Origin of the sequence: Pseudoruminococcus massiliensis, assembly GCF_900291955.1 — a bacterium.
GTDB lineage: Bacteria > Bacillota > Clostridia > Oscillospirales > Acutalibacteraceae > Pseudoruminococcus > Pseudoruminococcus massiliensis.
Window position 1 is genome coordinate 204,215 of sequence record NZ_OLMR01000003.1, and the last position, 19,593, is coordinate 223,807.

Consider the following 19,593-nt stretch of genomic DNA (forward strand, 5'->3'; position numbering starts at 1 on the left):
TTTACAAAACTTCATAAATATGATATACTAAAATAAAAACAATGTATATTTTAGGGGGTTAATATGATTTGCGAATTTTGTGGTGATAATAGTGGCAAATATAATTTGTGTAAAAAATGCTATTACCTTTTTAAAGATGGTAAACTTATCAAATGTGAAAAATGTGGCAAATGGCATAGTCCAAATTCAAGTTGCGAAAGCTCCTCAATTCAAAGTAATGACGCACAACAATCTCAAAAATTCATTTATAATCCTAAACCATCACTAATTACTGAAGCTGAAAAAGGATTTTATAATGTAATTAAAGAGCTTATTCCTGATAACTACTTGCTTTTCCCACAGATAAATCTTGCGGCTGTCATTTCTAAAGATGACGATTCTTCTCATTTTCAAAATGAGCTTTTCAGGAATATAGATTTTCTAATTACAGACTCTGAGTTTAAACCACTTATATTTATTGAAATAAATGATTCTTCTCATAATTCAAATCAGCGTAAAGAGCGTGACCAAAAAGTGCACAATATATGTGAGGAAGCAGGTATTCCAATAATCACTCTTTGGACATCTTATGGTGTAAACAAGGAATATATAAAGAAAAGAATAGATACTACTCTTTCGGAATTACCTATAAAAAGAATTGCTCACAGCAAGCCTACAGAAAACAGTCAAAAAACTCAGAAAAATTCAGGTGGCTGTTATGTTGCAACCTGTGTATATGGCTCATATGATTGCCCACAGGTTTGGACTTTAAGACGATTTAGAGATTTTAAGCTAAGCAAATCTTTTCTTGGAAGATTGTTTATCAAAACATATTATAAAATTAGCCCAAAAATAGTTAAGCTCTTTGGGAAACAAAAATGGTTCAAGGTTTTTTGGAAGAAACGACTGGATAAAATGGTTTTCAGACTACAAAAGGATGGATATGAAAATACACCTTACTATGATAGATAATTACAGCTTTTTCTTAAAAAACGATAGGATTTCTGACCAGATTTCGTCCTGAAAGAAATGCTCATCTGCGTGGTCTGCCCCATCAATCGCAATAAGCTCTACATCATTACCAAATGAATTTAATTTTTCATAAAGTTCCTCACCTTGCGAAAATGGCACTGTATTATCATTTGTACCATGAATAATAAGGCTTGCTGGCAAATTTTCTCTTACAAAATTTACTGGTGATGACTCTAAGGCGGATTTTTTATTTGAAAGTTCTGCTCCAAGCATAAGCTTTTCTGCTGAGACAGTATTTGCATTCATAAACTTAGCAAGATTTGTCGGCGGATACCACATACAAGCCGCCTTGACCTCACTTGAGCAATCAAGATAAGCTCCGACATCAAGCGATTTATCGTTATCAAACGCTGCCATAGCTGTAAGATAACCACCAGCAGAATCTCCCATTATGCCTATCCTTTCAATATCTATATGATACCTTTCAGAATGTGCTTTTAAATATCTTATACCAGCTTTCACATCTTGAATCTGAGATGGATAAGAAGCTTCATTACTTGTTCTATACTGAACACTCGCAACAACGAAGCCCTCTAAAGCAAGCTTTGAAAGATAAGCCATATGAACAGATTTATCCATAGAAAGCCAACCGCCACCACATATCCATACAATACAAGGATATTTCTTTTCGGTATGTTCTTCTGGAAAAATTATATCAAGCTTTAAATCCATTCTTGCGTGTCCGAACCAGTAATCAATCTGTGCATAACTTAAATTTGTTACAGTAATATATTGGGGTTTTGTCGGATTTATAGAAATAGTTCTTTTCATAAAAATATCCTCCTTATTTCATAGGCTATTTCAATATATAGATTATATCACTAATGTTAGATTATGGTCAATAGTAACTAAGTATATTTATATTATTAGCAATAATTTATCTATTATATCAATTAAATCGACTATAAAAATGCCACAACTCGCTTTAATTTGAGTTGTGGCATTACCATTATTTTATTTATAAAATAAATCCATATTTCTCATAAATAATTTTGAAGGTCTGTGTCCACCATTCATAACTGTTTTATCAGTTTCTACTACATAATCAGCTATTTTTCTGCGAAAATTAGGTTTAACAAGCTCTTTATTTAAAATAATCTCAAAAACCTCTTGTAAATCTGTTAAAGTAAAATAAGTTGGCATTAAATCAAAAGCTGTTCTTAAATCAAATTCTAATTTTTGCCTCAGTTTATTTAGAATACAAGTTAAAATTTTTGAGTGGTCGAACGCTAAAGCATCAGATTTAATTATACTATACTCAATTTCTTTATGATAATTTTTATATAGCCTTTTCTCTTGAATAACAGCAGTAATCTTTTCTTTTCCTTTTAAATTAAGCTCATATGTTGTTATACTTTTTCTGTCATCTTTTGTGCGTTCATAGCCATCACCTACTATGTTGAGTGAAATATCGAACCATTCTGCTTCTTTGGCATCTCCACCAGCGTGAATATTTTCCATAAGTTCCTTATCTTCACTATTGATAAGAGCCATAAAAGCTTGTGAAATTATCCAACCACGAGGGTCTCTACCCTCTTCATCAAATGTTCCGCACATTTCAATATAAGCTTGTTGTGTACCTGTTTCCTCTAATAGCTCACGCCTTGCCGCTTGATTGATAGTTTCTCCCTTTCTCACAAAGCCTCCAGGCAATGCCCATAGATTTTTAAAGGGTTCTTCTCCTCTGCGAATAAGCAATACCTTTAATTTTTTTGAAGGAAGCTTTCTGCAATCTACTATTTCTGTATCAGGAACAACAGTAAAAACTGCTATATCTGTTGCAATAGACGGTCGTTCATAGCTTTCAATATTATATGTCGAAAGAAATTCATTTAAATTACTCATTGCTTATCACCAAACAAAAATTCTTCAAATTCAATTTCTGATGGCAAACGCAAATCTCCTCTCGGACTTACTGAAACTGTACCAACCTTAACACCATCTGGCATACAGTTTCTCTTAAATTGCTGTCTGAAAAATCTTGTATAAAATACATTCTGCCATTTTTTAATTTCCGCATCATCAAATTTATATTCATCACTTTGCTTTACAGCAGTCTGACAAAGCTCGAATATTTCATTTGGCTTCATTCCATAACGCAAAGTGTAATATAAGAAAAAGTCGTGCAAAATATATGAGCCTACTGTATCCTCGGTCTTTTGTGCAATAGTTCCGTCCGCATTAGGAGGAAGCAATTCAGGGCTTACCGGAGTATCTATAATATCCTCTATAACTTCATCTATACCATCAAAGCCATTTCTGCCAAGATGATGTCCGATTTCATCAACAAGCGTTCTGACAAGTGTTTTGGGGATACTTGTATTTACAGCATACATACTCATATGGTCACCATTATAGGTACACCAACCAAGTGCAAGCTCGGATAAATCACCTGTGCCAATGACAAATCCACCCTCTTTATTTGCAACATCCATAAGAACTTGTGTGCGTTCACGAGCCTGGCAGTTTTCATAGGTTATATCGTGTATGCTTTCATCGTGTCCAATATCTTCAAAATGTTGTCTTGTCGCTTTTACTATGGAAATTTCTCTTATATCACAACCAAGCTTCTCCATAAGAGTAATAGAATTACTTTTTGTGCGTTTTGTTGTACCAAAACCTGGCATAGTAATTCCTACAACTGTTTTTGATGGAAGATTAAGATTTCTTACCGCCTGTGCTGCAACGAGCAAAGCAAGCGTTGAATCAAGACCACCCGAAACTCCTATAACCACGCATTTGCTTTTAGTTGCTTCGAGTCTTCTTTGTAAGCCTGCTACCTGCATATTGAAAATAGAAGTACAGCGTTCAAGTCTATTTTTTGATGGAACAAAAGGTGTCATAGAAACCTTTGCAAGAATCTCATTTTTCTGCATAAGTTTCTTATTGCATATGATTTTTACAAAATTTCTTCCATTAAACATTCCTTTACAATCAGCAAATGATTTATTTGCTATTCTGTCATGGCGGATTTTGGTGAGGCTAAAGTCACGAATCAGAATACCGCTCTCGAATGGCTTAATTTCTCCGAGAAGTTTGCCATTTTCATACATAAGATTATGTCCGCTGAAAACTATATCTGAAGTCGATTCGTATATTCCCGCTGAAGCATAGGCATAACCGCAAAGACAGGTTGAGGAAATATTTCCTACAAGATTGCGTCTATATTGTTCTTTACCTATAACTTCGTTAGACGCTGAAAGATTAAGAATAATCTCTGCACCATTTATGGCAAGAATACGGCTTGGTGGAATAGGTGTCCACGCATCTTCGCAAATTTCAATACCGATTTTTACGGATTTACCCTTTTGCCCAAGCTCTATTATAAGATTGTTTCCAAAAGGAACTGTCATATCTCCTATTTCTATATTTTCAAAATCATATTCTCTTGCACTGAACCATCTTTTTTCATAAAATTCACCGTAGTTAGGAAGATATGTCTTTGGAACAACAGCAATTATTTTGCCATTTTGAATAAAAGCTGCACAGTTATACAATTCACCTGAAACTTCTATCGGTGCACCAACAACTAAAGCTGAACCATTCTCTCCAAAACTTTCAGTAAATTTGGTCAAAGCCATAAGACCACTTACTGTGTTATCAAGCAAGTTTCTGTTTTCAAATAAATCTGCACAGGTATAACCTGTCAAAGAAAGCTCTGGCATAAGAATTATGTCTGCTTTATTTGCATATTCCTTATAGATACTCTTTATCTCATCACAGTTTTTTGTTACATTTCCGATATGAACTCTCGGAGAAGCTGTAAGAACTCTAAGCAAATTTTCCATAGTAAAAACCTTTCTATTTAGAATTTATCTCCATACATCAGCTTTCTTATATCCGCAAGAGATTGCTCTCTTACGATTTTTCCGTCCTTGAATACAGTTTCGAGAAGGTTATTTTCTTTTGGAATGTCTTGGCTTGTATAGCCGTCTTTAAAGGTAAGATTTCCATTTTCATCACGATATACAAAACACAATCCTTTTTGGCTCCTTTTGAATCCGCCCTCTTTTGGATTTTTAAAAATAGGAATAGGCTTACCATCAACCTCACAATAAGTTGCTTTAATACAAGAACTGAAAGTATCTCTTGTAAATGGCTTTAAAATCCCATCTTCTTCTATGCACTGCATACTAAAGCTGCCAACTCCAAGCGAAACATTATTGCAGGCAAAACCATTCTCAATGAGAATTTTATAAATTTCTTCGCAACGCTGAACAGTAATGCTATCACCATAAATAGCCTTAACATGAGGGTCTAAAACCTTATATCCCTTAGAATTGATTGTTCCGCCGAAAATATCCCAAAGCTTGAAAGCTGTTTTTGTTACCACCTCAACGCAATCGCCGCTATCGCCTCTCATAAGCATACAACCATTATGCTCAAGAATTTCTTTTTTAAGCTGAGGAAGTACATTATCTATTATATTCCAATAATCATAAGAATCAAGTACCGCAGAGAAACTTGTATTAGGATAAATTTCTGTAAGAAGTCTGCGAAGGAGAGTTATTTCATCTCCATCAACTGCATAATTACTGCACATAACAGAATGTTCTGTGCTTACTGCACCAAATGCAACAGGTTCTTTTTCGCAATCACAGTTATAAATCTGCTCTAAGAACGGAATTACTGGAACTGTTGCAGTATTCAAGAAAGATAAGCACCAACCAGCACTTGATTTAACTGCGGACTGCAAGCTTTCCTGACCTCTGAATGAGAAATCACCAATAGCTCTTGCACGAGAAATATTATCATCTACCGAAATATCATAGTACTTATTGATGATGTCACGATATGTTGCACCAACAGTTGCACTAAGCATAGGGTGCCACATTTCTGCACTTATAAGAGATTCTAACGCCTGTGGAAGCCATGCAAAATCTGGGTGAGTATTACTGATTTCAAACATAGGAACATGCATAGGAACTTTTGTACCCTCTGGTAAAGCTTTGATTTCAATAGGTAAGTATCCGAGCTTATGGAGCTTTAAAATCTTTTTACTGCTGAATGCCTCTTTACCAAGTGTTGCATTCAGTACTCTTTCATATTCTCCTACTACCTCATCAAGTGGCAAAGAGAAAAATTCATTATTGAAATAATCTATAAGATATACCTTTATAAATGCCTGTAAGCCGAACATTACAACCTTATCCCACATCTTTACTCTACTCATACGAGGTGTAAAGTAAGAAACGGATTTTTCAATTTTCTTCGGCAGCATATCCGAATGAACAGCCTTATAAAAATCTATCAGAAGCATTGGGTTAGTGTTTTTCATAACTTTAGTCCTTTCTCAAAATCAAAGGGTTACTATCTCTATTTTCTTATTTTCACAGTTATAAATACTGTCTGTTGTATAAATTTTATTAATAAGCTCGCAATTTATCAATTTGCCATTCAGTATTGATTTTTCACAGTGCGATATAAATAGATAAATCTTCTTTGCACCAAGCTCTGTAAGTTTTTGTGCTGAAAAATAGAATGTTCCACCAAAAGAGCATATATCATCTACAATAAGAACATTATTCCCCTTGATTCTATCAACTTCACCTGAAATAGATAAGCTCTTTATCTGTCCTGTACTCCAATCACGATTTTTAATTCCGAAACAATACGGAAGCGGAATCATTCCACTGTATCTCTTGCTTGCTCCCTCATCAGGATAAAACATAAGTGGATTTTCTGCATTATCTCCTTTGATTTTCTCAATAACCTTATAGATATATTCTTTTGGAGATACAAGCTTTACATTATCAATAAGTGCAAGACTTACATTTGAGTGAGCGTCTAAAACTCTTACTTCACTAAAGCTTAGGCTATTGAGCATCTGTGCAAAGTATTTGAGGGTAAATACATCTTCACCATTCTTTACTCTATCCTGTCTTGCATTTGGAATATACGGCATATCAAGAATTATATTCTTAAAGCCTGATGCCTTAATATTATTTGTAAGAAAATAAAGTGCTACAAGCTCCTCGTTATTTTCGTAATTCCACTTAATTGTAATGCTATCATCATCACAAGCAAGCTCTTTTATATTACTCTTTAAAAGAAGTGTTCCGTCTGGGAAGTGTCCTAACTCGATTTGTTTGCCATTAATCTTAATCATGAATAACCATTCCTTTCCATCATTTAACTGAAATCTGACACATTTTCATTGCATTAAGTGCATTTATATGGCTTTCTGGTGTAACGCCTGCACAACAGTTTTCTAAAACTTCTATCTCAACTTCTGGCAAATTTGCTTTAATAAGCAAAGCGTTGGATATAATGCATATATCTGTACATAATCCAACAAGAGTTACTTTTTCAAGCTCTTTATTATTCTTTAAATATTCTGTAAGTTCAGTTGAGCCAAAGGTTATTTTATCAAAAATCTTAGTTTCAGGTTTTATCAGCTTTTTTAGCCTGCTGTTGATTTGCCAGCCATTTGTTCCCTTGATGCAATGTGGAATAGGAAGTTTTTTACCTTCTTGAGTATCTGCATAATTTTCAAAATGAGTATCACGAGTGAAAACTACTTCGCCTTCAAAGCTTTGAATTACTTGATAAACATTTTCAATTATTGCCTGAGCCTCTTTTGTACCAAGTGCTCCATCAATAAAATCATTCTGCATATCAATTACTACAAGAACATTTTTACTCATAGACCCGCTCCCCTTTATTACTTATTATATATTTTATAATAAGATTATAACTCTATAATTTATAGTTGTCAAGTACTTTTTATTATAAAAATTATAAGTTTCAATTTGTATTTTAATATAAAAAATGCACCAAGCTTATAAAAGCTCAGTGCATCTTAATAACCTTTTAATAAGTTATCTCTTGCTAAAATACTTCTTGAGATTCTCAGGTTCTTTTGTCTGGCAGAAATCATTTGTTGATGCTGTGCCACAAGCCATCTTTGCTGATTTTATAGCAAGAAATTCAACAATCTTCTTAACATTTTTCTTTGCTGACATAAGATTTTCTCCTTTCCTTTAGTATTATTTCAACCAATATAGCCACATCAACAACTATAATAGTAGGTAATACAGCTAATACTGAATCAAAACCAGTTTCATAATATATAAACATAGATAATATAATTTCTATGAAAGTTATTGAAATGGAGATTATCTTAAATTTTAATCTATCGGATTTATCAATCTTTTTATTTTCATTTTCAACAGGTGAGAATATTGCCATAATAATAAATGAAACTACAAATACACCTATATGAATTATAATATTATATTCCATAAGATACTTTATATATAGTTTACTTGTTATAAATACAAGTAAAGCAGATGTAGCAAAAACTGTATTACACCTAATATATGTCTGTGCATGATAGCCACCTGAAAAAAATCTTATCAGCGAAAGTGATACCATAAAAATTATGCTTTCAATAATGCTTTGAAATAATATTCCCATTGTAAGCACCACTATGGTTCCAATTAAAGATGAAATCATAAGCTCAATTCCATATACATAAATGCTCATAGGATATTTACTTTCTTCATCAAACAATGAATTAGCTATATTTTCTGAAATTGTATGTAACATTTTCTCATCACCTAAATTAATTATATACATAATTTAGTTCTTTTTAAAAAGTGATGAAAAATACACTTTTAAGGTTGATTTTGTACAAAACTGTCGATATTTTAAAAAAAGGAGCTGTGAAAAAACAGCCCCCATGATGGGCTCTCGACCCTGTGAGCATTTTTCAAAGGCTTGAACGAAGCTTTTAAGTTTCTAAGATAAGCCATTAGATAAAACTACATATTTAGACAAATTTTTCTTATTTAATTTGTTTTGTATATTGAAAATCTTGTTAAATTATGATATATTAAATTATATAAATATTGCAACATAATCACATTATTAAATAATTTAGAGGTGTTATATTATGAAAAAGAAAATACTTGCAATTATTTTTTCTGCTCTTGTTGCGCTATCAATACCTTCAGCTTTAGTCGGTGCATACTATAATCTTCCACTAGATGTCGGCAACTTCAATGATTATGGCGGTGGTGGCGATTGGGGTGGTACCACTGATTATGGTGGTACTACTGATTATGGTGGTACTACTGATTATGGTGGTACTACATACTCAAGCAGTAGTGTTTCAGATGACCCAGAGGGTCTCATCATTGCTGCAGTTATTTTTATTGGTATTATAGTAATATCTATCATTTCTAATAATCGTTCTAAAAACAAAAGCAACAATGAGAATACTTCTTACAGTTCTTATGAAACACCTGCTCAATATATGCCTGCTGATTGCACAAACAAAATTACTGAATTTATCAAGCAAAGTGATATAGATTTCAATACAGAAAAGTTTATTGCATGGAGCAAAAACATCTTTATTACGCTACAAACTGCCTGGAGCGAGCGTGACTGGGAAAAAATCCGTACTATCGAAAAAGAAGAGCTTTTTGAACAGCATAACGCTCAACTGCAGGAATATATTCGCCTTGGCAGAATAAATTGCATTGAAAGAATAAATGTTAACCAGGCATTCTTACATAAGTATGTTCGTGACGAGAATTTCGAGCATTTAACTGTTTGTATGAAGGTCAGAATGGTTGACTATATCATTGATGAAAAATCAGGTAAGCTTCTTAAGGGTAGCAAGGACAAGGATGTATATATGACATATCTCCTTACATTTACAAGACGCAAGGGTATTAAAACTACACTTATCAATGGTGTTATCTCTAATTCTTGTCCACATTGTGGTGCCCCTGTTGATTCTGCAAGTGCTGGCAGATGTGAATATTGTGGCAGCATTGTTCATTCTGGCGAATATAACTGGGTTCTCTCTGATATGCAGGCAGTTAAACCAGGCTTCAAGAATGATAACCGTGGTGTAATTCTTTTAGATAACAATAATACTCAAAACTGATTGGAGTAAATTTAATTAAAATGAAAAAGAAAATCCTTGCAATTATACTTTCATCAATAATAGCACTTTCACTTCCTACGGCAATGATTGCTGAAGCATACGATATTCTGCCTGTTGATGTAGGTAATTATCACAGATATAATAACAAGAAAAAAAGTTCCTCATCAAGAAGCAGGTCAAGGTCATCTTCGAGAAGTAGTTCAAGGAGTAGATCAAGTTCGTCTTCAAAAAACAGTAAACCCGATTCGTCTTCAAGCAGAAGCTACAGCAATTATTCTGGCAGTGTTTCAAAAAGCTCAAAATCTTCTATTGACCTTTCTAATCCAGAAGATATTGTAATAACTGTTGGAGCAATAATATTTATTATAGTTTTGATTTTGTTTTTTACTAAAACATGCACAGGCAAGAAGAAAAGGTCAGAAAATAACTCCAATAGAATTATTCCATACGATTTCACACCTCAAATCGCAGGATTTATTCAGCAGAATGATACAAACTTTAATGCTGGGCAATTCCTTGAGTGGAGCAAAAATATCTTCGTCACTCTACAAACAGCTTGGACTCAGCGTGATTGGGAAAAGATTCGTACTCTTGAGAAAGAGGAACTTTTTGAACAGCATAACACACAGCTACAAGAATATATCCGCCTTGGCAGGATAAATGTTATAGAGAATATCAATGTTTCAAACGCTTATCTTCATAAGCTTGTAATTGATGATAATTACGAACACTTAACAGTAAGTATGTTTGTAACTATGAATGACTATATCATTGATGAAAAATCTGGCAAGGTTCTTATGGGCAATAAGAAGGAAGTCTTTGATACTATCTATCAGCTTACATTTATAAGAAGAAAGGGTATCAAAACTGCTTTTGTCAATGGTGCTATTGCAAATGTCTGCCCACATTGTGGTGCGGCTGTTAATTCCGCAAGTGCTGGCAGATGTGAATACTGCGGAAGTATCATTCACACAGGCGAATTCAACTGGGTTCTCTCTGATATGGAAGGTGTTGAAGATGGCTTCTACAACGATAATCGTGGCATAATCATATTGAATAATAATCAGAATTGATAGGAGAAAATCCGAATTAAAATGAAAAAGAAAATTCTTGCGGTTGTTCTTTCGGCGATATTAGCACTTTCATTTCCTACGGCAATGGTTGCTGAGGCATATTACAATCTTCCACTTGATGTTGGTAACCACCACAGCCATAGTGGCGGTTCTCGTTCTCGTTCTCGTTCAAGTGGTTCTCGTTCAAGTGGTTCAGGTTCGGGAGTTAATGACCCTATCACGGCAGGTATTTTTATTGTAATAATTGCGGGTGTATTCATCTATGGTATGTGCAAGAAAACTTATCATAAGACTTTTTCTAAAAATAATATGCCTTATAATGCTAACCAACAAATTACAGAATTTATGAGAGTAAATGACCCAAATTTCATTACCGAAGGCTTTCTTGGCTGGAGTAAGGAAATTTTCATTACACTTCAAACCGCCTGGGCTCAGCGTGATTGGGAAAAGATTCGTACCCTTGAGAAAGAAGAACTTTTTGAACAGCATAACACACAGCTACAAGAATATATCCGCCTTGGCAGGATAAATGTTATAGACGAAATCAAAGTTTTAGATGCCTACTTACATAAGCTTGTAATCGATGAAAACTTTGAGAATCTTATAGTAAGTCTAAGGGCAACTATGCTTGACTATATAATTGACGAAAAAACAAAAAAAGCCATTATGGGCAATAAAAAATCTTATTTTGATACTATCTATATGTTGACATTCACAAGACGAAAAGGCGTTAAAACAAATATAGTTAATGGTTTTGTCGCAAATATCTGTCCTCACTGCGGTGCTACTGTAAATTCTGCAAGTTCGGGTAAATGTGAATATTGCGGAAGTATTATTCATACAGATGAATTTAACTGGGTTCTCTCAAATCTTGAATCTGTTGATGTAAATTTTGTAAATGACAACCGTGGCATAGTTTTCCTTGATGGTACAAATCAATATTAATTTTAGGTGTAAAAGGTGTAAAAAATGAAAAAAATACAAAAGAAAATTCTTGCAGTTATTCTTTCGGCGATAGTGGCGTTCTCTATGCCTACGGCATTAGCTGTTGACGCTTACTATAATCTTCCTCTCGATACTGGCAACCATCATCGTTACAGTGGTGGTTCTCGCTCCCGTTCTCGTTCTCGCTCTAACTCTCGTTCCCGCTCTCGTTCTTATTCATCATCTGGTAGAAGTAGTTCATCATCAGGTTCTTCTGAAATTGACCAAAAAACAGCTATAATCTTGGTAATAGCATTTTTAGTTATATTCGTTTCAGTATTTGGTCTTATAATTTGGTGTGTAAAACAACCAGATAAAAAATCTAAAAAATATAAGAACATTCCTCCTATGTTTCCTTATAATGCTACTGAGCAAATTACTGAGTTTATTAAGCAAAATGATGAGAATTTCGACACAGAACAATTCTTGTTATGGGCTAAGAACATCTTTATTACTATTCAGACCGCTTGGGCTCAGCGTGATTGGGAGAAAATCCGTACTATCGAAAAGGAAGAACTTTTTGAACAGCATAACACACAGCTACAAGAATATATTCGCCTTGGCAGAATAAATATTATGGAAAATATCAATGTCATAGACGCCTACTTGCATAAACTTGTCATAGATGAGAACTTTGAAAATCTCACAGTAAGCCTGAGAGCAACTATGAATGACTATATTATAAATGAGAAAAATGGCAAGGTTCTTATGGGCAATAAAAATGAAGTTTTTGATACTATCTATCAGATGACCTTCACAAGACGCAAAGGTATAAAAACTAATCTTATAAATGGTCTTATTGTTAATGTTTGCCCACATTGCGGTGCTACTGTTGAATCTGCAAGTGCAGGAGTATGCCAATATTGCGGAAGCGTTGTTCATTCTGGAGAGTTCAACTGGGTTCTCTCAAATCTTGAATCTGTTGACGAGCATTTCGTTGATGAGATGAGAGGAATAATCTTTAGTAATAATTAAAATTAATAGAGGTATATAAAATTGAAAAAGAATATTTTTGCCATTATCCTTTCTATGATATTAATATTTTCGCTTCCTATAACAATAGCTGTTAAAGCATATGAACTTCCTGCCTATGTAAGTAATAGCTATGAAAATTATAATCAATCTACTGCTGATTATAATTTGTCCCAAGTTCGACGCTCTCGTTCTCGTTCTCACTCTCGCTATCGTTCACATTCAGCAAGCAGTAATTCAATCGATTTAGCAATATATTGTATAGCTGGACTCATAGTACTCGCTTTTACATTTATAACTTTTAAAATAAATAAGAAAAAATCGACAAAGGTTTATAAAAATATTCCACCTATATTTCCACATAATGCTAATATGCAAATCGCCAAATATATATACAAAAAAGATGAGAATTTCAATTTAGAAAAATTTCTTAATTGGGTCAAAAATATCTTCTTAACCCTTGAAAACGCTTTTTCACAGAGAGATTGGCAGAAAATTTTTACATTTGAATCAAAAGAACTTTTTGAGGAGCATAATGCTCAGATACAAGAGCTTATTAGCCTTGGTAGAGTAAATATTAAAGATAATATCAATATTATAGATGCTTATCTTCATAAATTAGTTATAGATGAAAACTCTGAAAATCTCACTGTAAGCATTAGAGCAACTATGAATAATTATATTGTAGATGAAGCATCTGGCAGCATTATTACTGGAAAAAAAGAAGAAGTTTTTGATACCATTTATCAGATGACCTTCGTTAGAACTAATGGTATCAAAACCACAATTATAAACGGTGAAAGTATCACTAAAATCGAAAAATCCGACTGGACTCTCACAAAATTTGAACCTGTTGATAATAATTTCGTTGATGATATTAGCGGTATAGTCTTTAATAACAATAATAAATTCTAAATCAGAGGTTAGTACATGAAAAGAAAAATTCTATTGACACTTCTCACTATTATTTGTTGTTTGGGAATATTTAGTCTTAGTGCTTATGCCTCGAACTATGAAATAACTGACATGACAAGATATGTTGTTCATAGTTCGTCATCAGATGACCCATCAGGCGTTTGGACTTTATTGATTGTATTTATTGTCGTTGGTGGATATTACTTCATAAAATATCAGTACCAAAAAACCAAAGATGATAATGCTGGTGAGAGATTTATTCGCGAAAGAGATAAGCAAATGGCTCAGATAAATTCTAACAACTTTGGTGAACCAAAGAATTTAACTGAGCAAATCTCTAATGAGATTCGCAAAAATGATGAAAATTTCAGCGGAGATAGATTTATATGGTTTGCGGAAAACTATTTCATAGCATATAAAGATGCTTTTGGAGAAAGAAATCTTAAACTTATAGAAGACCTTACCACAGAAGATATATTCTTTGATGATAAAAAAATAATTGAAGACGATATTGAAAAGGGCATTGCTCATATATGCAACAGAATAAACTTTCAAACAGATTATATCTATCGCTATGAATATAATGATAAATTTGAATATGCAAGCCTTTACATAAAAGCTAAAGCTGTTGAATATATAGAAGATATTGCAACAGGAGATTCTATTCACGGCAATAAAAATATGGATAACTTTATTATTTATAGTATGACACTAAGGCGTAAACTTGGAGAAAAAAGTTTTATAGGTAAAGGTGTTTCAAGTTGCCAGTGTCCGAACTGTGGCTCTAATATTGACGCAGTTATTGCTGGAAAATGTAGATTCTGCGGTCAAACTGTCAAAACAACAAATTCAAGCTGGAGAATTTCAGCTCTAAGAAAAACTCAAATTGGAACAGACCTCGGTATGTCTGGAATATTTAGAATAACTTAAAGGGAGTACTTGTAAATGGGGCTTTTTGATAAAGATGACTATGATGATGTAAACCTTGAATCTCTCGATGGTCTTGCTTATGACGAATTAAATCAAAAACTACACGAATATAATAAGGCAATGGCTAATGAAGATAAAGACATAATCGAAGCAAAAAAAGAAAAGAAAAAAAAATCAAGCTATATTTTTTCTATAATTTTTACTATATTTATTATCTTAGATATAGCATTTTATTTTTATATTAGTATAAACTATGAAGAGCTTTATTTTAAATATTATCATTCTTATCCAACAAACAAAAGCAATGGTGATATTCTTAATCTTGGTTTTGCTATACTTATGCCAGCTATTCCATATATAGCAGCACTGATTATAATAGGAATAATTGTAATTATGATTTTTTATGCTATTAAAGCAAAGAAAAATCCTAAGAGTATGGACGATTATCTTAAAATCAATGAGATAGAAGACGAAAACCTTATCAATGATGGATTTACCCCTCAACGCTTTCACCCAGAATCTTTTGCTAATCCTAACCAAAAGCCTTCCCCCTATATAGCTCCAAACAACTATACAAGCGAAATTATGGTGTTTTTGCAAAGCACTGACCCGACCTTTAATTCTCTTGAGTTTATAGAATGGAGCAAAAAGTGCTTCAGAATATTTTGGGATTCTTGGACAGTAGGCAATATTGAAGCATCAAGAATATTTCTTGGCGATGATTTATACGAAAAAATGCGTTCTCTGCTTGAAGATAACACAAAAAGAAATCGCAAAGATATTTATAAGATTTTTTCGCTTTTAGGTTGTTTTCTAAATAAATATGAGCGAGAATCTGGCTTTGAATATCTTACAGTATACCTTACATCAATTCATAGGCATTATGTTCTTGATTCGCGCAGAAACTCTAATATCCCTATCGAAGGAAGTTTTTCCGAGGATTTGAAAACTGTATATCAGCTTAAATTTATGAGAAGATTTACGATTGACCAGAAAACTAATATTAAAAATGGTACACAAATTGTTATTTGTCCAAACTGTGGTGCAGAAGTAACTGCTCTTAATACTGGACGCTGTGAATTTTGTGGAAGCGTAGTCAAAGTCAGCGAATTTTCTTGGGTATTATCAGACATTGATGAATATCTGAGAAACAAAACTCTTGTTGATAATCGTGGAGTAATAATTCATAATATAAATTTCTAATAATAAAGCAGCACTCTAAAAGGAGATACTATAATAATTGAAATATAACATATTTGATTATGATGATTTGCCAGAATCAATACAAAGTCTTGCATTTGATGAACTAAACGAAAGATTTAAAGAATATGAAGACTCTATATCAAAAGACCAAGATGAAATAATTGAGGAAAAGAAGAAAAAAGATAAACAAGAAATTATTTTCTTTCTTATCAAATTTATTTTATTAATAATATCAATAGCACTTGCACCAATTATTGTATCTTCCATAATTTCATTTAATATTGCATATATAGTAGTTTTTACTTTGCTTTGCATAGTTGGTATTATGATTTATTATCTTATTAAAGCAAGAAAAAAGCCTAAAACGATAGATGACTATCTTAAAATCAACGAAGTTAAGGATAAAAATATTATTCGTGACGGTTTCACCCCGCAAAAGTTTCATCCAGAATCTTTTGCAGACCCAAATCAAAAGCCTTCCCCATATATTATTCCAAATAACTATACAAGCGAAATTATGGTTTTTCTACAATACACAGACCCGGCCTTTAATTCTATTGAGTTTATAGAATGGAGCAAAAAGTGCTTTAGAATATTCTGGGATTCTTGGACAATAGGCAATATTGAAGCATCAAGAATATTTCTTGGTGATGATTTATACGAAAAAATGCGTTCCTTGCTCGAAGACAATTTCGAAAAAAATCGTAAGGATATTTATAATATCAGCTCACTTGTAGGTTGTTTTATCAACAAATATGAGCGAGAATCTGGTTTTGAATATATCACTGTATACCTTATGTCAATCCATAGACATTATGTTCTTGATTCCCGCAAAAATTCCAATATCCCTATTGAGGGAAGCTTTTCTGAAAACTTAAAGACTATATATCAGCTTAAATTTATGAGAAGATTTACAGTTGACCAAAAAACTAATATCCAAAACGGTATACAAACCGTCATTTGCCCGAACTGTGGTGCAAAAGTAACTGTTCTCAATACTGGACATTGTGAATTTTGCGGAAGCATAATCAAAGTAAGTGAATTTTCTTGGGTACTATCAGATATTGATGAATATCATAAAAATTCAAGTCTTGTAGATAATCGTGGAGTAATAATCCATAACGCAAAATTCTAATATAACATAAAAAAAGCCATAACTCATAGTTGAGCTATGGCTTTCTGTCTATAAGATAATTATACTAATGATAGAGCTAATTTTATCATATCATTAAATGAGGTTTGTCGTTCCTCAGAAGATGCACTCTCGCCTGTTAAAGGACAATCAGATATTGTACATATGCAAAGAGCATTTTTACCTGCTCGCATAGCATTAAAATAAAGTGCTGCACTTTCCATTTCTGTTGCTAAAATACCGAGTTTTTGCCACTGTTTTAATGTGTCAGGGTCATCATAATAGAAATTATCTGTTGAAAGTATTGTACCGACATACACTGGCATATTTATTTCTTTTGCCTTGTTATATGCAGAATCAAGCAAGTCAAAATCCGCTGTTGGAACCGCTGTGCCTGGTAACTTATATTGTTCCGCATAATTTGAATTATAGCAAGATGCCATTGCAAGAACTACATCTCTGATATGAAGCTTATCACTTATCGCACCAGCTGTACCTGTACGAATTATATTCTTAACACCATAGAAATTATAAAGTTCATAAGAATAAATTCCCATTGAGGGCATACCCATACCACTTGCCATAACTGAAACCTTCTTACCCTGATACTCTCCTGTATAAGCATACATCCCTCTTACAGAATTTATAAGCTTTGCATTTATAAGAAAATTTTCAGATATATGCCTGGCTCTTAGAGGGTCACCAGGCATAATAACTGTTTCGGCGAAATCTCCATATTTTGCCTCGATATGTGGTGTAGGTGTAAACTTACTTTCATTCATATTAATTCCACCTTTCAACTTAGTTTACCAACAGCTAATAAGCACTTTTGCACAAAAGACTGTCAGAACTTCAAGAATAAAAATTATTGGTATGCCAAGCATAAATTTAAGTTTTTTGGTCTTGTGGTGAATTATACGCATAGTTATATACATTACAACACAACCACTCATCGCAGCTAATAGCAACAAGGTGCTTTCAGGCACTCTCCATTTATGCTTTATAGCACTTCTCTTATCGTGAATTGTCGCATAAATCGCTATAATATTTATAACCACAAGATATGCAATTAAAATCCACTCCACTTTTTCACGCCCTTTAGAATTATTTACTTAAAATTATTATATAATTATAATAAATAAAAATCAAGGTGTGTGACAAATGAAAAAAAATCCTATGAATCTCATTCCTGCTTTTATTTCCGTATTTTTTATGATTTCTGCGGTGATACTTTCTATGATTTTTCCCTCATCAAAACCTTCAAAATACGAAACAAGCAAAACTAATATTTCCACCCCAAAAACTACTGTTAAAGCCATAGAAACAGCTGTAATCAAAGAAAATACCGATGAGGAAATGCGTGCCGTATGGATTCCATATATGTCACTAAATATGAGTGGTACAGACCGCAGCGAAAAAGCCTTTCAAAAGCGAATAGACGATATTCTCGAAAATTGCACAAAAAATAAACTCAATACAATTATAATTCATATCCGACCAAACGGCGATTCACTATATCCCTCAAAATATTTTCCGTGGTCAGATATTATCAGTGGTACACAAGGCAAAAATCCAAGCTATAACCCTCTTAAATATATTATTATTTCCTCGCACAAAAAGAATATAAAGGTTCATGCGTGGATAAATCCACTAAGAATACGCTTTTCCCAAACACCCTCTGCCCTATCTTCAGATAATCCCTATACCATTTGGCAAAATGATGAGAACGAGGAAAACAACCGTTATACTTTTCAAAGTGGAAAAAATATATACTATAATCCTGCATATAGCGAAGTAAGAGAGTTAATTATAAATGGTGTTCGTGAGATTATAGAAAATTACGAAGTAGACGGCATACACTTTGACGATTATTTCTACCCTGAAGACGATATGAAATGTGATGAAGTTGATTATAAAAAATATCTCTCAACAGTTGATGAAAATTATTCCCCACTCACACATACAGAATGGCGTAAGGCTAATATTAATGCACTAATTTCAGGAGTATATACAGCTATTCACGAAATAAAAGATAATGTTGTATTTGGCATTTCTCCACAATGCAATACCGAAAATGATGAAAAGATTTCTGCTGATATAAAATCCTGGGGAAGCATTGCAGGTTTTGTAGATTATATTTGTCCACAAATTTATGTTAGCAATACACACCCATATTTGCCTTTTAAAAAATCTGCTGATGAATGGCGAAAGATAATTAACAATAAAAGCGTAAAATTTTATATCGGTTTGGCTGTATATAAGGCTGGTTCAGATAGTGACGGCGGAACTTGGCTTGAATCTGACGAAATTCTGAAAAATCAAATTCTCTATGGTAGAAGTATAAATTGTGATGGTTTTATGCTCTATTCATATGAATATCTCTCCATTGACCAATCATCAAATGAGGTTAAAAATGCTATTGCAATGTTCAATAATTAAATAAAATTCACTAAAACTCATAACATAAATTATTA

General features: G+C 33.1%; 20 protein-coding genes. 10 read left to right on the forward strand and 10 right to left on the reverse strand.

What is annotated here, in order from left to right:
- Positions 1 to 63 precede the first annotated feature (63 nt).
- Complete coding sequence (locus C9914_RS06295; RefSeq protein WP_106764174.1) at positions 64 to 951, forward strand: DUF2726 domain-containing protein; 888 nt, start codon at positions 64 to 66, stop codon at positions 949 to 951.
- On the opposite strand, the gene C9914_RS06300 is transcribed toward C9914_RS06295, so the two are convergent.
- From C9914_RS06300 to C9914_RS06330, 8 genes are all read right to left on the reverse strand, one after another.
- Positions 952 to 1,782 (reverse strand): alpha/beta hydrolase, encoded by an 831-nt coding sequence (locus C9914_RS06300; RefSeq protein WP_106764175.1) that lies wholly within the window; start codon positions 1,780 to 1,782, stop codon positions 952 to 954.
- A gap of 183 nt (positions 1,783 to 1,965) precedes the next feature.
- Complete coding sequence (locus tag C9914_RS06305; protein WP_106764177.1) at positions 1,966 to 2,856, reverse strand: NUDIX hydrolase; 891 nt, start codon at positions 2,854 to 2,856, stop codon at positions 1,966 to 1,968.
- Positions 2,853 to 4,799, reverse strand: a complete 1,947-nt coding sequence (locus C9914_RS06310) for an NAD(+) synthase (protein ID WP_106764178.1) — start codon at positions 4,797 to 4,799, stop codon at positions 2,853 to 2,855. The genes C9914_RS06305 and C9914_RS06310 overlap by 4 nt, the downstream gene beginning before the upstream one ends.
- A 17-nt stretch (positions 4,800 to 4,816) precedes the next feature.
- Positions 4,817 to 6,289 (reverse strand): nicotinate phosphoribosyltransferase, encoded by a 1,473-nt coding sequence (locus C9914_RS06315; RefSeq protein WP_106764180.1) that lies wholly within the window; start codon positions 6,287 to 6,289, stop codon positions 4,817 to 4,819.
- A 21-nt stretch (positions 6,290 to 6,310) separates the two neighbouring features.
- The gene (locus C9914_RS06320) at positions 6,311 to 7,120 is read right to left on the reverse strand and encodes a ribose-phosphate pyrophosphokinase-like domain-containing protein (protein ID WP_106764181.1); all 810 of its coding nucleotides are present in this window, start codon (positions 7,118 to 7,120) and stop codon (positions 6,311 to 6,313) included.
- Positions 7,121 to 7,139: 19 nt separating this feature from the next.
- Positions 7,140 to 7,658, reverse strand: coding sequence for a cysteine hydrolase family protein (locus C9914_RS06325; protein ID WP_106764183.1), 519 nt, complete (start codon positions 7,656 to 7,658; stop codon positions 7,140 to 7,142).
- A 174-nt stretch (positions 7,659 to 7,832) separates the two neighbouring features.
- On the reverse strand, positions 7,833 to 7,976 hold the full coding sequence (locus tag C9914_RS11490) for a hypothetical protein (RefSeq protein ID WP_158707348.1): 144 nt from the start codon (positions 7,974 to 7,976) through the stop codon (positions 7,833 to 7,835).
- Complete coding sequence (locus C9914_RS06330; protein ID WP_106764185.1) at positions 7,954 to 8,592, reverse strand: accessory gene regulator ArgB-like protein; 639 nt, start codon at positions 8,590 to 8,592, stop codon at positions 7,954 to 7,956. The genes C9914_RS11490 and C9914_RS06330 overlap by 23 nt, the downstream gene beginning before the upstream one ends.
- 316 nt (positions 8,593 to 8,908) lie before the next feature.
- On the opposite strand from C9914_RS06330, the gene C9914_RS06335 reads away from it, so the two are divergent.
- Genes C9914_RS06335 through C9914_RS06370 form a run of 8 tightly spaced genes read left to right on the forward strand, consistent with a single transcriptional unit; the run spans position 8,909 to position 17,122 of the window.
- Positions 8,909 to 9,910, forward strand: a complete 1,002-nt coding sequence (locus C9914_RS06335; RefSeq protein WP_106764186.1) for a TIM44-like domain-containing protein — start codon at positions 8,909 to 8,911, stop codon at positions 9,908 to 9,910.
- Between the two features lie 20 nt (positions 9,911 to 9,930).
- Positions 9,931 to 10,983, forward strand: a complete 1,053-nt coding sequence (locus C9914_RS06340) for a TIM44-like domain-containing protein (RefSeq protein ID WP_106764188.1) — start codon at positions 9,931 to 9,933, stop codon at positions 10,981 to 10,983.
- Between the two features lie 21 nt (positions 10,984 to 11,004).
- Entirely contained in the window at positions 11,005 to 11,928 is a 924-nt protein-coding gene (locus C9914_RS06345; RefSeq protein WP_106764190.1) for a Tim44 domain-containing protein, read from the forward strand.
- A gap of 24 nt (positions 11,929 to 11,952) precedes the next feature.
- The gene (locus C9914_RS06350; protein ID WP_106764191.1) at positions 11,953 to 12,942 is read left to right on the forward strand and encodes a TIM44-like domain-containing protein; all 990 of its coding nucleotides are present in this window, start codon (positions 11,953 to 11,955) and stop codon (positions 12,940 to 12,942) included.
- 21 nt (positions 12,943 to 12,963) lie between these two features.
- Entirely contained in the window at positions 12,964 to 13,854 is an 891-nt protein-coding gene (locus tag C9914_RS06355) for a TIM44-like domain-containing protein (protein WP_106764193.1), read from the forward strand.
- 15 nt (positions 13,855 to 13,869) lie between these two features.
- Positions 13,870 to 14,784, forward strand: a complete 915-nt coding sequence (locus tag C9914_RS06360) for a TIM44-like domain-containing protein (protein ID WP_106764195.1) — start codon at positions 13,870 to 13,872, stop codon at positions 14,782 to 14,784.
- A 15-nt stretch (positions 14,785 to 14,799) separates the two neighbouring features.
- A complete protein-coding gene (locus C9914_RS06365) occupies positions 14,800 to 15,987 on the forward strand; it encodes a Tim44 domain-containing protein (RefSeq protein WP_106764197.1) in 1,188 nt (395 codons plus the stop codon).
- A 37-nt stretch (positions 15,988 to 16,024) separates the two neighbouring features.
- Positions 16,025 to 17,122 carry a hypothetical protein gene (locus tag C9914_RS06370; RefSeq protein WP_106764199.1) on the forward strand — a complete coding sequence of 366 codons (1,098 nt, stop codon included), beginning with the start codon at positions 16,025 to 16,027 and terminating at the stop codon, positions 17,120 to 17,122.
- Between the two features lie 59 nt (positions 17,123 to 17,181).
- Here the strand turns inward: C9914_RS06370 and deoD are convergent, their stop codons facing one another.
- Together deoD and C9914_RS06380 are read right to left on the reverse strand one after the other, a co-directional pair.
- A complete protein-coding gene (gene deoD / locus C9914_RS06375) occupies positions 17,182 to 17,901 on the reverse strand; it encodes a purine-nucleoside phosphorylase (RefSeq protein WP_106764201.1) in 720 nt (239 codons plus the stop codon).
- 24 nt (positions 17,902 to 17,925) lie between these two features.
- Complete coding sequence (locus tag C9914_RS06380; protein WP_022265051.1) at positions 17,926 to 18,204, reverse strand: DUF1294 domain-containing protein; 279 nt, start codon at positions 18,202 to 18,204, stop codon at positions 17,926 to 17,928.
- Positions 18,205 to 18,280: 76 nt separating this feature from the next.
- Between C9914_RS06380 and C9914_RS06385 the strand changes: the two genes are divergently transcribed.
- Positions 18,281 to 19,558 (forward strand): glycoside hydrolase family 10 protein, encoded by a 1,278-nt coding sequence (locus C9914_RS06385; RefSeq protein WP_106764203.1) that lies wholly within the window; start codon positions 18,281 to 18,283, stop codon positions 19,556 to 19,558.
- Positions 19,559 to 19,593: the final 35 nt, after the last annotated feature.

Excerpts from the sequence above, each read along its gene's own strand:
- C9914_RS06320 (WP_106764181.1), bottom strand. The coding sequence starts at position 7,120 with ATGATTAAGATTAATGGCAAACAAATCGAGTTAGGACACTTCCCAGAC.
- C9914_RS06325 (WP_106764183.1), bottom strand. The coding sequence starts at position 7,658 with ATGAGTAAAAATGTTCTTGTAGTAATTGATATGCAGAATGATTTTATT.
- C9914_RS06345 (WP_106764190.1), top strand. The coding sequence starts at position 11,005 with ATGAAAAAGAAAATTCTTGCGGTTGTTCTTTCGGCGATATTAGCACTT.
- C9914_RS06310 (WP_106764178.1), bottom strand. The coding sequence starts at position 4,799 with ATGGAAAATTTGCTTAGAGTTCTTACAGCTTCTCCGAGAGTTCATATC.
- C9914_RS06295 (WP_106764174.1), top strand. The coding sequence starts at position 64 with ATGATTTGCGAATTTTGTGGTGATAATAGTGGCAAATATAATTTGTGT.
- C9914_RS06350 (WP_106764191.1), top strand. The coding sequence starts at position 11,953 with ATGAAAAAAATACAAAAGAAAATTCTTGCAGTTATTCTTTCGGCGATA.
- C9914_RS06315 (WP_106764180.1), bottom strand. The coding sequence starts at position 6,289 with ATGAAAAACACTAACCCAATGCTTCTGATAGATTTTTATAAGGCTGTT.
- C9914_RS06340 (WP_106764188.1), top strand. The coding sequence starts at position 9,931 with ATGAAAAAGAAAATCCTTGCAATTATACTTTCATCAATAATAGCACTT.
- C9914_RS06330 (WP_106764185.1), bottom strand. The coding sequence starts at position 8,592 with ATGTATATAATTAATTTAGGTGATGAGAAAATGTTACATACAATTTCA.
- C9914_RS06305 (WP_106764177.1), bottom strand. The coding sequence starts at position 2,856 with ATGAGTAATTTAAATGAATTTCTTTCGACATATAATATTGAAAGCTAT.
- C9914_RS11490 (WP_158707348.1), bottom strand. The coding sequence starts at position 7,976 with ATGTCAGCAAAGAAAAATGTTAAGAAGATTGTTGAATTTCTTGCTATA.
- C9914_RS06300 (WP_106764175.1), bottom strand. The coding sequence starts at position 1,782 with ATGAAAAGAACTATTTCTATAAATCCGACAAAACCCCAATATATTACT.
- C9914_RS06385 (WP_106764203.1), top strand. The coding sequence starts at position 18,281 with ATGAAAAAAAATCCTATGAATCTCATTCCTGCTTTTATTTCCGTATTT.
- C9914_RS06335 (WP_106764186.1), top strand. The coding sequence starts at position 8,909 with ATGAAAAAGAAAATACTTGCAATTATTTTTTCTGCTCTTGTTGCGCTA.
- deoD (WP_106764201.1), bottom strand. The coding sequence starts at position 17,901 with ATGAATGAAAGTAAGTTTACACCTACACCACATATCGAGGCAAAATAT.
- C9914_RS06365 (WP_106764197.1), top strand. The coding sequence starts at position 14,800 with ATGGGGCTTTTTGATAAAGATGACTATGATGATGTAAACCTTGAATCT.
- C9914_RS06360 (WP_106764195.1), top strand. The coding sequence starts at position 13,870 with ATGAAAAGAAAAATTCTATTGACACTTCTCACTATTATTTGTTGTTTG.